Source organism: Propionispora vibrioides, assembly GCF_900110485.1.
In the GTDB taxonomy this organism is placed as follows: Bacteria; Bacillota; Negativicutes; order Propionisporales; family Propionisporaceae; genus Propionispora; species Propionispora vibrioides.
Genome location: NZ_FODY01000039.1, coordinates 13,199 through 27,876, shown reverse-complemented (window position 1 = coordinate 27,876; position 14,678 = coordinate 13,199). Strand labels below are relative to the sequence as shown.

At 48.1% G+C, this 14,678-nt stretch carries 13 protein-coding genes; all 13 read right to left on the bottom strand.

Annotated elements, in window-relative coordinates; all coding sequences use genetic code 11:
* Nucleotides 1-575, bottom strand: a 575-nt coding sequence (locus BMW43_RS19890) for a UbiA-like polyprenyltransferase (protein WP_091752051.1), incomplete at its 3' end; no start/stop codon positions are given.
* Nucleotides 568-2,028, bottom strand: a complete 1,461-nt coding sequence (locus BMW43_RS19885) for a menaquinone biosynthesis decarboxylase (RefSeq protein ID WP_091752047.1) — start codon at nt 2,026-2,028, stop codon at nt 568-570. The genes BMW43_RS19885 and BMW43_RS19890, both read right to left, overlap by 8 nt.
* A 213-nt stretch (nt 2,029-2,241) precedes the next feature.
* On the bottom strand, nt 2,242-2,985 hold the full coding sequence (gene tatC, locus BMW43_RS19880) for a twin-arginine translocase subunit TatC (protein WP_091752042.1): 744 nt from the start codon (nt 2,983-2,985) through the stop codon (nt 2,242-2,244).
* Between the two features lie 10 nt (nt 2,986-2,995).
* Nucleotides 2,996-3,184 carry a Sec-independent protein translocase subunit TatA/TatB gene (locus BMW43_RS19875; RefSeq protein ID WP_091752039.1) on the bottom strand — a complete coding sequence of 63 codons (189 nt, stop codon included), beginning with the start codon at nt 3,182-3,184 and terminating at the stop codon, nt 2,996-2,998.
* Nucleotides 3,185-3,386: 202 nt separating this feature from the next.
* Complete coding sequence (locus BMW43_RS19870) at nt 3,387-4,346, bottom strand: polyprenyl synthetase family protein (RefSeq protein WP_091752057.1); 960 nt, start codon at nt 4,344-4,346, stop codon at nt 3,387-3,389.
* Between the two features lie 137 nt (nt 4,347-4,483).
* Complete coding sequence (gene ahbB, locus BMW43_RS19865) at nt 4,484-4,960, bottom strand: siroheme decarboxylase subunit beta (protein ID WP_091752036.1); 477 nt, start codon at nt 4,958-4,960, stop codon at nt 4,484-4,486.
* A 20-nt stretch (nt 4,961-4,980) separates the two neighbouring features.
* Entirely contained in the window at nt 4,981-5,442 is a 462-nt protein-coding gene (gene ahbA, locus BMW43_RS19860) for a siroheme decarboxylase subunit alpha (protein WP_091752035.1), read from the bottom strand.
* 324 nt (nt 5,443-5,766) lie between these two features.
* Nucleotides 5,767-6,420, bottom strand: coding sequence for a ribosome biogenesis GTP-binding protein YihA/YsxC (yihA, locus tag BMW43_RS19855; protein ID WP_091752032.1), 654 nt, complete (start codon nt 6,418-6,420; stop codon nt 5,767-5,769).
* A complete protein-coding gene (gene lon, locus BMW43_RS19850; RefSeq protein ID WP_091752029.1) occupies nt 6,417-8,732 on the bottom strand; it encodes an endopeptidase La in 2,316 nt (771 codons plus the stop codon). Before lon ends, yihA begins: the two co-directional genes overlap by 4 nt.
* A gap of 271 nt (nt 8,733-9,003) precedes the next feature.
* Entirely contained in the window at nt 9,004-10,686 is a 1,683-nt protein-coding gene (gene lonB, locus BMW43_RS19845; RefSeq protein ID WP_091752026.1) for an ATP-dependent protease LonB, read from the bottom strand.
* 276 nt (nt 10,687-10,962) lie between these two features.
* On the bottom strand, nt 10,963-12,225 hold the full coding sequence (gene clpX, locus BMW43_RS19840) for an ATP-dependent protease ATP-binding subunit ClpX (RefSeq protein WP_091752022.1): 1,263 nt from the start codon (nt 12,223-12,225) through the stop codon (nt 10,963-10,965).
* Between the two features lie 23 nt (nt 12,226-12,248).
* Entirely contained in the window at nt 12,249-12,842 is a 594-nt protein-coding gene (gene clpP, locus BMW43_RS19835; RefSeq protein WP_091752019.1) for an ATP-dependent Clp endopeptidase proteolytic subunit ClpP, read from the bottom strand.
* A 75-nt stretch (nt 12,843-12,917) separates the two neighbouring features.
* Nucleotides 12,918-14,207 (bottom strand): trigger factor, encoded by a 1,290-nt coding sequence (tig, locus tag BMW43_RS19830; RefSeq protein WP_091752016.1) that lies wholly within the window; start codon nt 14,205-14,207, stop codon nt 12,918-12,920.
* Nucleotides 14,208-14,678 lie beyond the last annotated feature (471 nt).

Sequence of the window (14,678 nt, the reverse complement as noted above, 5' to 3'; positions counted from 1 at the left end):
TGAAGACCGTGCTGTTTATCAAATACGACATCCTGGCAGCCGTAAATCACATCAAACCCGGCAATCCAGATGCCTACAGCCAGTCCCAGGTATACGGCCGGCCAGGCCAGCGAGCCGGTAATCGCAATCCAGGCGCCGGTCGGCGCAATGGACAGGGCCAGACCAAGCACCAAATGGCAGGTCCAGGATACTCGCTTCATATAAGGATAAACCGCCAGCGGAATAACCGCCAGAGGCACCAGTTTCACACAAACCGGCTGCAGATGGGCGGCAGCCAGCACAAATACGACAAGACTTGCTGCAATCAGCAACACAACTTCACTGGGAGTGACAGCACCGGTTACCATCGGCCGCTCGGTAAAACGGGGATGGAGCCGGTCATATTTTAAATCAATTAAAGCGTTTAACCCCATAGCCGCGCTGCGAGCGCCCACCATGGCCAGGGTGATCCAAAACAGATCGCCCATAGCCGGGATTCCCTGCACGGCAAGAATAGCCCCCATGTACGCGAAGGGCAGGGCAAAAACCGAATGGGACAGTGCGATGTTTTCCAGATGCGCTTTGAGTTTATTCAAGACCAAGATCCTTCCATTTGGCGTCCACCAGCCGTTTTATCTCGTCGGACATCACAATCTCATCGGGCCATTCGCGATGATTGCCTTCCTCCGGCCAGGTCTTGGTCGCATCAATGCCCACTTTGGTACCCCAGTTGGGCATCGGTGAGGAGTGATCCAGCACATCCAGCGGACCATCCACCATGACAATATCCCGGCGGGCGTCGATATTGTTAAAGACGCGCCACCAAACCTCACTCATATCCTGCACATTGACATGGGAATCGACTACGATCACCATTTTAGTAAACATCATCTGCCCCATCCCCCAAATAGCATGCATGACTTTCTTCGCATGCTGAGGGTAGCTTTTTTTGATTGACACGACTGCACAATTATGAAATACGCCTTCTAACGGCAGGTTAATATCAATAATTTCCGGTAACTGGGCCTGCAGCAGCGGTAAAAAGATCCGCTCGGTGGCTTTCGCCAGATAGCAGTCTTCCATCGGCGGCTTGCCGACGACAGTCGCCGGATAGATTGGATTTTTCCGGTGCGTAATGCAGATAATATGAAAGACCGGATAGTCATCGGCCAGCGAGTAGTAGCCGGTATGGTCGCCAAAAGGACCTTCCCGCCTTACTTCGTCAATTTTCACATACCCCTCCAGTACGATTTCCGACTGAGCGGGAACTTCCACATCTACCGTTTCACATTTAATCATTTCCACCGATTTTTTCCGTAAAAAACCGGCGAAAACCATTTCGTCAATATCTTTAGGCAGCGGTGCCGTCGCGGCATAGGTCAGCGTCGGGTCACCGCCGATAGCCACTGCCACTTCAATGCGGTCCAGTCCTTTTTCCCGGTAGGCCCGGTAATTTTCGGCGCCGTTTTTATGTATATGCCAGTGCATACCTGTCGTATTATCGTCAAATACCTGCAGACGGTACATGCCAACGTTCCGTTTGCCGTTTAGCGGATTTTTCGTAAAAACCAGCGGCAGGGTAATAAATTTCCCGGCGTCCCCCGGCCAGCACTTGAGTATGGGAAACTTGGCCAGCGATGGCCGGTCTTTAATAATGACCTCTTTGCAGGGCGCTGATTTCACATATTTCGGAAAATTAATCGCCCGCTTGGCGGTGGGAATAATCTTTACCAAGTCAAGTTTATTTTGCAGGGAAATATGCGGTAGTTTTAAAATGTTGCGAATTTCGTCGGCAATATCGTCCACCTTCTCGACGCCAAAAGCCAGCGCCATCCGTTCCATACTGCCGAAGGCGTTCATCAATACAGGCATATCATAACCCTTCACATTTTCAAACAGAAGAGCAACATTTTTATCATCCTTCATTTTGGAGACCCGGTCGGTAATTTCGGTAATCTCCAAATCGGCATCCACGCTTTGTGTAATGCGCTTGAGCCAGCCCCGCTTCTCCAGGGCTTCGATAAACTCTCTTAAGTCGGTAAAAGCCATAAGCTCATCCTTTCCATGAATCCCTCGTATATATCGTATATAGGGCGTGTCTTCAAACTATCCGAAACGCTCCTTGACGGCGCTTTTTGCGCCATACTTCATTAAATTTTTTTGAAATAGGGACCGCTATTCCTGCAAAATTTTAATTCGTCTGACCCAAAAATCTCTCGTCATGGACCATTCCGTTAATTTGAAGGCACGCCCTAGATTGTCTTATTTACGCAGCAAATATTTGACCATAAAAATGCTTAATTCATATAAAAGCAGCATGGGTACGGCAATCATCGTCTGGGAAAATACATCCGGCGTCGGCGAAATAACCGCACCGATTACAAAAACCAGTACTAAAACGACCTTGCGTTTAGCCTTTAAAAAGGCGGACCCGATGATACCCAGTTTCGCCAATACTAGAATAAATAAGGGAAGCTCAAAAACAAAGCCAAAGGGCAGCAAAAAGGAAATAACAAAAGATAGATATTCACCCAGAGAAAACATGGGCTGTAAATTCTCCGTGGCAAAACCCAGGAAAAAATTCAGTCCCGCCGGCAAAGCAAAAAAATAAGAAAAAACCACACCGGCAAAAAAAAGTACCACCGATGACGGGATCAAAATAAAGGACAGCGCCCGCTCGGTCCGGGTAAGGGCCGGTACAATAAAAGCCCATAGCTGGTACAGCACCACCGGCAACGCCGCCAAAAAACCGGCGAAAAAAGAAACTTTAAGATAAGTAAAAAAAACTTCTGCCGGGTTCATAAAATACAATTTACCGGCAGGAGCAGCAATAAAGTTCACTAATTTTTCGGCATAAAAATAACTCACTGTACTTGTAATGCCAACCGCAATGAGGCTGATAATAATCCGCTTGCGGAGTTCCTGCAAATGATCAACCAGTGACATTTCACCGATATTGGAGGAAACAACCGTTGTTTCCTCCTCTTTGCTCTCTATACTAGTCATACAAGCTGCCTCACTTTTTTTCTTCAGCTTTGACTTCCGGTTTTGTTTCTTCTTTCGTCAATTCACCGCTCGTTGCCTTGCGGAATTCCTGAATCCCTTTACCCAGCGCTTTGCCTACCTCCGGCAGTTTTCCGGGACCAAATACGACAAGAGCAATAACCAGGATTAATATTAATTCGGTCATACCAATATTAAACATTGTCATATCACCTTCCGACTTTATTCACACAGACTCATTATACCTATTCCTACTCTAAAAAACAACCTAATAGAAAAACAGAGACGTTAAACGTCTCCTGTAGTATACCCCGTTGCCTATATAATAACTGGTAAGCTCTGCGGCGCCAAAGCCTGTCATCAGTCCATTTACCGGTTCATCGCCAGATAATATTATAATTCCATCAATAATTGCGTAAGCCGACATAATTGGCAATAGTGACCAACGTTGTCCGGATTTCTTCCGGTAAAGAAACCGGCAGGCATTGCCGAGCCTCATTTAAATAATCATCCACCCGGCTATAGCAATATTCAACCGCCTTTGTCCCATGAATGATTTCCAACCCCCGCGCTACCTGACCGTCCAACATATTACGTTCGGTTACAATGGAGCGCAGTTCCTCCTGATCCGCACTATGCTGCAGGGCATAAATCACCGGCAGCGTCACAATCCCCTGACGAAGATCATTGCCCGCCGGTTTACCAAGCTGCTCGGAAGAGGCGGTAACATCCAAAATGTCGTCGGTAATCTGAAAAGCCATACCCAGACTGTAGCCATAGCAGCGTAGCGCCGCCAACTCCGTCTCGGTGATCTCTGCCGTCATACCTCCCAGCACACAACTGGCCGCCAAAAAGTCAGCCGTCTTTTTGGCAATCCGCACCAGATATTCCGCTTCGGTTTGCTGCGGATTATAGATATCCTTATTCTGGATAATTTCACCTTCACACATGGAGCAAATGACTTCCGCCAAGATCTTCAACATATTGTTATTAACAAGGCCGGAAATCAGGGAAAATGCTTTAGCGAACAGATAGTCACCGGCCAAAACAGAGGAATGATTTCCCCAGCGCGCATTGGCCGTGATCTGACCACGACGGGTAGCCGCTTCATCAATAACGTCATCATGTACCAAGGTTGCCATATGTATGAGTTCAATTGCCACTGCCATAGGAATGGCCCGTTCTGCCGTATCCGCCTCGGCTCTGCTCTTGGCACACAATAAATACAAAGCTGGTCGCAGCCGTTTTCCGCCGGCCTGAGTCAGATGGGTGCCAATATCGGAAATTAACTTCACCGGCGATTGTACCACAGAAAGAAGTTCCGTTTCCAGGGTGACCAAATCATTTTGTACAATATCAAACATTGTTTTTTTCACTGTATTATCACCTTTAAAGAAAGTCAATATCTATGATACATGCTGTCCGCCAGAATGTCCACTATTTTATTTCATTTTTCTACACAAATCGCCGCGGCAGACCTGCTGCGAAGCTATAGGGGTTTCTACAACTCCTCCTGGAAATAACGCATACTTGTTTTCTTCCATTCCTTTGTACTGAACAGCATCACATACACGTCCAGCCCGTTCTCGGCCGCAAAAGCCTCCACCAGTGTCCGGCATTCTTCCTGACTGTGGGCATGCACCATGGTGTAAAAATTATAGGGCCAGTCCATCCCCGGCTCACGGGAGTAGCTGTGCGAAATGTAGCTGCATTCGGCCGCTTGCCGGCCCACCTCTTCCAGGCGTTCTTCCGGCACTTGCCAGACACATAACGCATTAGCGGAAAAACCGATCTCCCGGTGCCTTAACACGGCACCCACTTTGCGAATCTGTCCTTGCGCAAAATACTGGTTCAGCCTGCGCAAAAGCTCTTCTTCCGTAATTCCCAGTTGACCGGCAATGTCACGATACGGTTCGGCAACTACCGGCAAGTCATTTTGCATAAGGGCAATAATTTTTTTATCTAACGCATCCAACATAGGGCACACTCCTAATTAGCTCATAAAGTAAAACGAACACTGATCTTGTATTTTTTTCCGGACGGCAGACTGACCAGGCGTTCCACGCCGGGCAGCGCTTCAATCCTTGCCAGCACGCGGGCCTGACTGCCGACATCGGGCGAAAGCAAGGTGAACCACAAATTATACTGCGTACCTCCCTCGCTATACCGCTCATAGTTATGGGTCACACCGCTATAGGCATTAATAGCGGCCGCTACAGCCGGCACGTCCTCTTCCCGGACCCGTACCGCCACCAAAGTACCGATGTACCCCAGCTTAGCCGAGTCAAAGAAAGGACCGATACGGCGGATATAGCCCTGCTTCTTTAAAAAATTCAGCCGCTCGATCACTGCTGTTTCTTCCACGCCAAGCTGTTTGGCCAGTTCAGCATAAGGCCGGCTTACAAGCGGCAGGTTTTCCTGAATCTTATTCAATAATGCTTTATCAAATGCAGTTAACATGTTGCACTGCCTTTCTCTTCATTTTCCTAGAAAACCATTGATTAATCCACACAGCGCGCCCGACGGACCTTTTTCGGTCAGGCCGACAGACTCATTAAAGCAACGGTTCCCTATACAAACTTAAGAAGTCGGACGGATCGTCCCACTTCCAGTGCCTCATCCGGCGGGAGTTATGAAGTATAGCGCCGAGAATTTTTGTCGTCAGGCGAGGCGGAGGAGCCGCGCATATCGGAAATATGTAAGGCGACGACAACAAAGCATGGTGACAAAAAGGCCGGCGATATACTTCATGTTCTCGCCGGATGAGGCACAAACATACTCTTTTTAGTTTAACAAAAGACGGCCAATAACGTCAAGCAGCTGGTCCCGCCCGGTCCCTTTGGCAGAGGAATAGGGCAGAAGCTGTCCATTCCGCATGCCGATACCCTCCTGAATAGCCTTAAGCTGTTTATTCACCGTCATACGGGAAATCTTGTCGGCCTTGGTTGCTATCACCTGCAGCGGCAGCCCCTGTTCCTCCAGCCAGCGATAGGTTAATATATCGCTTTCCATCGGCTTATGACGAATATCAATCAACTGGCAGACCAGTTTAATGCGCGGCGAAGACAGCAGATATTCTTCAATAAATTTAGCCCATTGACGGCGCGCTTCCCGTCCGGTACGGGCATAGCCATAGCCGGGTAAATCCACCAGAAAGAAACGTTGGCGGCTTGTTTCATCCAGCTTGGCCGTTAACTGATAAAAGTTGAGTGTCTGCGTTTTCCCCGGTGTGCCGCTTGTCCGGGCCAAACCATGCTGGCGTGACAAGGAATTGATGAGCGACGACTTTCCGACATTGGACCGCCCGACAAATACAAATTCCTTGTCTTCCTCATTCATCGGCGGATACTGGCTCTGTTTAACCGCCGAAGCAACATACTCGGCTCTGATAATCTGAATCGGACCACGCTGCTGCGCGTCCTCCCTGTTCTCCGTCATTCCCTCACCAATGCCTTTTCTAATACTTCATCCATATGTTCCACCAAATAAAATTCCAAACTTCGCTTTATGTTTCCCGGTATATCATCCATATCCCGCTTATTCTCTTTCGGCAGAATGATTCTTTTTATACCCGCCCGGTGTGCCGCCAGCACCTTTTCCTTAATGCCGCCGACCGGCAATACCCGGCCCCGCAGAGTAATTTCCCCGGTCATTGACAAATCGCTGCGAATAGGAATACCTGTTAAAGCCGAAGCGACGGCGGTAGCCATTGTAATGCCGGCGGAAGGTCCGTCTTTCGGAATAGCGCCTTCCGGCAAGTGGATATGAATATCGTTTTTCTCATAAAATTCAGGATCAATACCTAGTTCTTCCGCCCGCGAGCGAATATAGCTAAAGCCGGCTTGCGCCGATTCGCGCATGACCTCGCCCAATTGCCCGGTAAGGGTCAATTTGCCTTTACCTTTCATAATCGAAACTTCTGTGCCCAAAATATCGCCGCCCACTTCCGTCCAGGCCATGCCGGTAGCTACACCGACCTGATGGCTGGTTTCCACCTGGCTGTGACGGTATTTGGGCGCTCCCAGGAAAGTATGAAGATTTTGTGCCGTGATCTTAATCGCCGAACGATCGTTTTGCACAATTTTGCGGGCCGACTTGCGGCACAAATTAGCAATATTCCGTTCAAGATTACGCACACCGGCTTCCCTGGTATAATCCCGGATCACCTTTTGCAGTGTTCCTTCCGAGAAAACGATTTGTTTTTCCGTCAGACCATGGTCGCGGATTTGTTTGGGAACCAAATAGCGCTTGGCAATCTCGATTTTTTCCTCTTCCGTGTAACCGGCAATGCTGATTACTTCCATACGATCGAGTAACGGTCGCGGAATGTTGTGCATGACATTAGCCGTAACCACCCACAATACCTTGGAAAGGTCAAAGGGCAGCTCAATATAGTGATCGCTGAAGGTATTATTCTGTTCCGGGTCAAGTACCTCCAGCAAGGCCGCCGAAGGGTCGCCCCGGAAATCAGCGCTCATTTTATCAATTTCATCAAGCAAAAATACCGGATTCTGCGAACCTGCCGTCCGGATACCCTGAAGGATTCGGCCCGGCAGCGCCCCTACATAGGTACGGCGATGGCCCCGGATTTCGGCTTCATCCCGTACACCGCCCAGCGATATGCGGACAAACTTGCGTTCCATCGAACGGGCAATGGAACGGGCCAGCGAAGTTTTCCCTACACCGGGCGGTCCAACGAGACATAAAATAGGTCCTTTCATCGTCTCAGTCAGTTTGCGTACCGATAAATACTCCAAGATACGCTCTTTTACCTTTTCCAGACCATAATGGTCATTGTCCAAGGTTTGCTCAGCCAGGGAAATATCCAGCCGGTCCTCTGTTCTATCCAGCCATGGCAAACTGAGCAGCCAATCAAGATAGGTACGGATAACGGCGCTTTCCGCCACCATAGGAGGCATTTTTTCCAAGCGTTCAATTTCCTTATTGATTTTCTCTGTCACATCTTCCGGGAATTCCTTCTCGGTCAAACGCTGACGGTACTCATCGACTTCAGCCGTCCGGTCATCCTTATCGCCCAATTCCTTTTGAATGGCTTTTAACTGCTCCCGGAGATAATATTCTTTTTGTGTTTTTTCCATTTGCTTACGAACCCGGACATTAATCTTCTTCTCTAGTTCGAGAATCTCCATTTCCCGTCCCAGTATTTCGCACAATCTCTCCAGCCGTTCGGCTACGCCGATGGCATCCAGCAAGGCTTGCTTATCTTCAATCTTTAAAGACAGGTGACTGGCAATCAAATCGGCCAGCCGGCCCGGTTCTTCCACAACTACGACCGAAACCAACGTTTCCGGCGGAATCTTTTTGCTTAATTTAACCCACTGTTCAAACTGGTGAACTACCGTCCGGGTCAGCGCTTCGACTTCCGGCGTCTTTACATCCTCTTCGTCAAACTCATCAATTTCCACCTGATAAAAGGGTTCCTGTTCGGTATATTCTATAATCTCAGCCCGGTGAAGACCCTCCACCAATACGCGGATTGTACCACCGGGAAGCTTTAACAGTTGTTTTACTTCGGCAACCGTGCCAATGCTGAAAATATCCTCGGCTTCCGGTTTGTCATCCTGAGCATCCCGTTGAGTAGCGAGCATAATTAAGCGGTCATGTACCATTGCCTCTTCCAAAGCACTGATTGATTTTTCCCGGCCTACGTCCAAATGGATGATCATATAGGGAAAAACCAGAATACCTCGTAGCGGCAATAGCGGAATTGTACGTCTGTTCTTTGCCATGTCATTCGCCTCCTCAAACCTATGTGCTTTGCTTATAAAAAATGGTGGTATAGTAATGTACGTATTTCTCGCAGGGTTATTTTCCGCTTCCAGATTTATAAATATTCTCGTGCCTCTGCTAAAAATCCTCTCTCTGCAAAAAAATATTAGGGAACCTCTTCCATCCAAGCCCTAGTTCTTTGCTGTCTTTTTATTGCAGGAAGCGGCCTGACTCTGTCCGGAGACGAATATAAAACCTGGTTCCCGGTCTAACGGGTTCCAGGCTTTTCTGCTACACTATGCTTGCCGCCGACAGCAACTCGGGCTGCGGCGAAACCACCTCTTCCGCTGTGGCCTGTGTCTTTTTCAGCAAGGCATACTCCAGCGCCTCATCAATGGTATTGATGGGGATAACCTCCAGATCAATTTCCTTAAACAATTCCTGCCAGTTCTCGCGGGGAATAAGTACACGGCTGGCACCGGCCTGCTTGGCGGCGGCAATTTTGGCACTTACCCCGCCGACCGGTTTTACATAGCCCCGGATAGATACCTCGCCGGTCATGGCAATGGTATTATTGACCGGAATCTCATAAATTGCCGAATAAATTGCCGTAGCAACGGTTACACCGGCCGAAGGTCCGTCGACGGGCACCCCGCCGAGAAAATTTATGTGCACATCATATTTGGCAAAATCAATATGATATTTATTCGCCAATACGGTCATTACATTATCCATCGAACCCTTCGCCATACTCTTCCGGCGCATGGTTCTGCCGGGAGTCCCAAACTCTTCTTCATCAACCACACCTGTTATGGTAACTTTCCCTGTACTGTAAGCATTCGGTACGGCCGAAACCTCCAGTTCCATAATCGTACCGATATTGGCGCCGTAAACGGCCAAGCCATTGACATAACCAATTTGCGGTTCCGTTGGAATCTTACGCTCCGGTCGCGGATTATACTGACCAAAGTTGATGACCCACTCCACATTAGCCGTTGTTATCGCCTTATTTCCCTCGTTTAAGGCCACCCCTGCCGCAATCTGCACAATATTGACGGCATCCCGGCCATTCATGGCATAGTTTTTGATAACCTCGACAGCTTTCTCCTCCAGCGGGAAGCCAACTTTCTTTGCTGCATTGGCTGCAATCAAGCTGATTTCATTGGCGAACAGCGGCCGGAAAAAAATTTCAACACAACGGGAACGAATCGCCGGTGGAATATCCTGTGCCGTCCTGGTCGTAGCTCCCACCAGCCGGAAATCGGCCGGCAGCCCATTTTGGAAGATATCATGAATATAAGAAGGGATATTGGTATCTTCGCTGTTATAATAGGAACTTTCAAACAAGACTTTCCGATCTTCCAGCACCTTGAGCAGTTTGTTCATCTGAATCTGATGCAATTCGCCAATTTCATCAATAAACAAGACGCCACCATGGGCCTTAGTCACGGCACCGGCTTTAGGCTGAGGTATGCCCGCCACTCCCATCGATCCCGCGCCTTGATAGATCGGATCATGCACTGTTCCGATCAGCGGATCGGCAATGCCCCGTTCATCAAACCGGGCGGTTGTGGCATCCAGTTCAATGAATTTGGCGCTCTGGGCAAAAGGGGAAAACGGATTCCGCTTTGCTTCCTCCAGAATCAGCCTTGCCGCCGCGGTTTTACCGACACCGGGAGGTCCGTAAATCAGCACATGCTGTGGATTAGGTCCGCAAAGTGCCGCTCTAAGCGCCTTCAACCCCTCCTCCTGACCGACAATTTCTGCAAAGGTAGACGGACGGGTCTTTTCAGCCAGCGGTTCTGTCAGCGATATTTCCCGCATACGCTGCAGTTTCTCTACTTCTTTTTTGGACTCCCGCTCCACGGCCACACGGCTTCCTTGCTGCGATTTCAAGAGATTCCAGAAATACATCCCAATGACCATTGCGAAAAAAAACTGAATAACTGTAATCAGATTTACTGCATAGTCCACTAAACGTCAACCTCCCTCCACAGCTTTTTTCATGCTTTTAGTATAGGCAGACCACATGATTTTATCCGGGAAAAATTAGTGTCTCATGCAGCGGAAAAATGTAGCATAAACACCGAAACTTTTTGCTGTCAGGCTTTGACGGAGGAGGCGCGCATATCGAAGATATGCGCGCCGACTTAAGCGAAGCTTGGCGGCAAAAGGGCCGGTGATCTACTACAAATTCTCGCTGGATGAGACACTAGGTTGACAACAAAAAAGAGGAGATGATCTCTCCTCTTAAGCGGACTCTTCTTTCTTCTTGTTTTTACGTTCGCTGGTCACCAAAATCGGTTCTTCCTTGTTCAGGACCACTTCCTTGGTAACCGTGCATTTGGTAATATCGGTACGCGATGGCACTTCATACATGACATTGCGCATAATTCCTTCAATAATGGCCCGCAGCCCGCGAGCGCCTGTGTTTCGTTTCAAGGCTTCCGCCGCGATGGAGCGCAACGCATCTTCCTTGAATTCCAGTTGCACATTGTCCATTTCCAGGAATTTCTGGTATTGTTTTACCAGCGCATTCTTGGGTTCCAGCAATATCCGGATCAAGGCTTCCTCATCCAGTGCGTCCAAGGTGACAATAACCGGCAGACGCCCTACGAATTCAGGAATCAAGCCAAACCGCAGTAAATCCTCCGGCAGGATGCTGCGCAGAACTTCACCGAATTTTTTCTTGTCCTTACTGGTGACTTCCGCACCGAAACCCATTGTCTTTTTACCGGTACGGGAACTGATGATTTTATCAATACCGTCAAAGGCACCGCCGCAGATAAAGAGAATATTCGTAGTATCAATCTGAATAAACTCCTGATGCGGATGTTTACGTCCGCCTTGCGGCGGTACGCTCGCTACCGTGCCTTCCAGAATTTTCAGCAATGCCTGTTGTACGCCCTCGCCTGAAACATCGCGGGTAATAGAAGGATTTTCGGATTTGCGGGCAATTTTATCAATCTCATCAATATAAACGATCCCTTTTTCGGCCTTTTCCACATCATAATCGGCCGCCTGGATAAGTTTCAAAAGAATGTTTTCCACATCCTCCCCCACATATCCGGCTTCCGTCAGGGAAGTAGCATCGGCAATAGCAAAGGGTACGTTCAATATTTTAGCCAGCGTCTGAGCCAGTAAAGTCTTCCCGCTGCCGGTAGGTCCCAGCATAACGATGTTGGATTTTTGCAGTTCCACATCATCCATCTTTGAACCCAGGTTGACCCGTTTATAGTGATTGTATACAGCCACAGACAGAGACTTCTTAGCGTCATCCTGCCCTATGACATACTGGTCAAGAATATCCTTTATCTGTTTAGGCTTAGGAATATCACGCAGTTCCAGCTCTACGTCATCACTCAGCTCTTCCTCAATAATCTCATTGCACAGTTCAATGCACTCATCACAAATATATACTCCGGGTCCGGCTACCAACTTTTTAACTTGTTCCTGCAGTTTCCCGCAGAAGGAGCACTTCAACTGACTCTTGTCATCCCCAAATTTTAACATTCTATCACCTCTCTAATTGGGCCCTACTTATGCCGGGCCTCCCTTGTAATGACAGAATCAATGAGGCCATAAGCTTTTGCCTGTTCACTGGACATAAAGAAATCACGCTCAGTATCCTGCCCAATCTTTTCTAACGGCTGGCCAGTATGGTGCACCAGTATCCCATTCAGGGTTTCCCGTAAACGCAAAATTTCACGGGCGTGAATTTCAATATCGGTAGCCTGACCTTGCGCACCGCCCAGGGGCTGATGAATCATAATGCGGGCGTAAGGCAGCGCAAACCGCTTTCCTTTCGCACCGGCACTTAGGAGCAACGCTCCCATGCTGGCGGCCGAGCCTAAACAAATAGTGGAAACATCCGGTTTAATATACTGCATGGTGTCATAAATAGCCAGGCCGGCTGTAACCACACCGCCGGGGCTGTTGATGTACAGATGAATATCTTTATCCGGATCTTCCGATTCCAAAAACAATAGCTGAGCAATAATCAAATTGGCAACTTGGTCGTCAATCGGACCGCCCAGAAAAATAATACGGTCTTTCAACAGTCTGGAATAAATATCGTAGGCTCGTTCACCACGATTAGACTGTTCAACAACAATTGGAACGAAACTCATAACTAACACCTCGATTCAAGACAGAGTATCTGGCGGAATCAAATTCCGGTTTTGGTGCGCGTGCTCTAGCTTAAACTACGCTTTTACCGCACTGTCGATAATAATATTAGCCGCCTTTTTACGCACGATGGAACCGGCCAGAGCGTCCATTCTACCCTGTTCGCGAATAATTTTAGCCACATCAGCGGCTTTTGCCTGATACGTTTCAGCCAGCAAAGCGACTTCAACCTGCATATCTTCTGCGGTAACGTCCAGTTTTTCTTCTTTGGCGATGGCTTCCAACATCAAGTCGGTCTTCACATTAATGGCAGCCGATTCACGGTAGTTCTGCCTTAGCGTATCCATATCCATTTTTACATATTCCAAATATTTATCAAGCTGCATGCCGCGATTTTGTAAATTTACGTTCAGATCCTCGATCATATGATCAATGCGGTCCTCAACCATAATGTCCGGAATATCGACAGTTACAGCCTCTACCGCCTGCTTCACAGCCGCATTTTTAAAATCGCTTTCGGCTTTTTCCTGCGCAGCCTTCTCTAACTTATTCTTGATATCAGCCTTTAATTCCTCTATATTTTCAAATTCACTTACGTCTTTTACGAACTCATCGTCCAATTCCGGCAATTCTTTCCGTTTTACGTCCTGCACGGTAACCTTGAACAAAGCTGGTTTACCTGCCAGTTCGGCCACATGATAATCTTCCGGGAAGCTGACATTTACATCCCGTTCTTCGCCGGCTTTCGCGCCGATCAGTTGCTCTTCAAAGCCGGGAATAAAGCTGCCTGAGCCGATTTCCAACGGATAGGCCTTGCCTGCGCCGCCGTTAAACGGAGCTCCGTCCACAAAACCTTCAAAATCAATAATAGCAAAGTCGCCATTTTGCAGTTCCGCACCTTCAGCCACTACCATTCTGGCATGACGGCTGCGCAGCGATTCCAAATGGTTGCTAATCTGTTCTTCCGAAACCTCGGCTGCCGGCTGCTCTACTTTTAAGCCCTTGTATTCACCAAGCACCACTTCCGGTTTGGCAATCACGGTAGCTTTAAACACTAACGGTTGATCTTCCTGCAGCGTAACCACGTCGATTTGCGGGCGGCCTACCGGCTCAATGCCCTGCTCTTGAAGCGCCTGGGCATAGAAGCGGGGAGCCACGATTTCAAAGGCTTCATCCAATAAAGCTTCTTTGCCGATGCGTTTTTCCAAAATACTGCGCGGCACTTTGCCTTTACGGAAGCCGGGGATGTTCACTTGATTCGCTAATTTATGATACGCCTTATCCAGGGCTTTTGATACCTCTGGTTGCGGTATCTCCATTTCTAAAACGACCTTATGTTTGTCTATTTTTTCTGCGTTCACTTTCATTATATATTGATCCTCCCTATGTAGTTTTCGGACATTGCCGTCTAGTAAGATTAGTATTGCCAAATTTAGTATCAATCCAAACTTAGCACGCTATTCATCTTATCATATCACAATTAGATAATAAAGACAATATACGCACTAAGCCTCAGCAGTAACAACTACTGAGGATAATTATATAGCATGGGACCTGATCACATACTGCAGCCAGCAGCACTATTCCGCTGCTGGAAATATCAGTTATCTTACCACCGGACGATATATTTGTCAACATAAGCTGCCATTTTCTTTTCACAGCCCGGCGCTTTCCGGCATACCATATAATAGCAATAGAAAGACAACAGGATGACTCACAACCTGATAAGGAGGAGCGATAGCTGTGTCTGACAATGAAAAAAATAATTACAAACGGCCAAAATGGGCTTACCCTGAACTGATAGATTGGGACACGGAAACACCATCGATTGACCGCGA

What these genes read in the sequence shown, in the direction of transcription:
- ahbB (WP_091752036.1), bottom strand. Translation starts at nt 4,960, where the DNA reads ATGTTGGATGCGTTAGATAAAAAAATTATTGCCCTTATGCAAAATGAC.
- lon (WP_091752029.1), bottom strand. Translation starts at nt 8,732, where the DNA reads ATGGCAAAGAACAGACGTACAATTCCGCTATTGCCGCTACGAGGTATT.
- BMW43_RS19870 (WP_091752057.1), bottom strand. Translation starts at nt 4,346, where the DNA reads ATGTTTGATATTGTACAAAATGATTTGGTCACCCTGGAAACGGAACTT.
- BMW43_RS19875 (WP_091752039.1), bottom strand. Translation starts at nt 3,184, where the DNA reads ATGTTTAATATTGGTATGACCGAATTAATATTAATCCTGGTTATTGCT.
- clpP (WP_091752019.1), bottom strand. Translation starts at nt 12,842, where the DNA reads ATGAGTTTCGTTCCAATTGTTGTTGAACAGTCTAATCGTGGTGAACGA.
- BMW43_RS19885 (WP_091752047.1), bottom strand. Translation starts at nt 2,028, where the DNA reads ATGGCTTTTACCGACTTAAGAGAGTTTATCGAAGCCCTGGAGAAGCGG.
- tig (WP_091752016.1), bottom strand. Translation starts at nt 14,207, where the DNA reads ATGAAAGTGAACGCAGAAAAAATAGACAAACATAAGGTCGTTTTAGAA.
- ahbA (WP_091752035.1), bottom strand. Translation starts at nt 5,442, where the DNA reads ATGTTAACTGCATTTGATAAAGCATTATTGAATAAGATTCAGGAAAAC.
- clpX (WP_091752022.1), bottom strand. Translation starts at nt 12,225, where the DNA reads ATGTTAAAATTTGGGGATGACAAGAGTCAGTTGAAGTGCTCCTTCTGC.
- yihA (WP_091752032.1), bottom strand. Translation starts at nt 6,420, where the DNA reads ATGACGGAGAACAGGGAGGACGCGCAGCAGCGTGGTCCGATTCAGATT.
- tatC (WP_091752042.1), bottom strand. Translation starts at nt 2,985, where the DNA reads ATGACTAGTATAGAGAGCAAAGAGGAGGAAACAACGGTTGTTTCCTCC.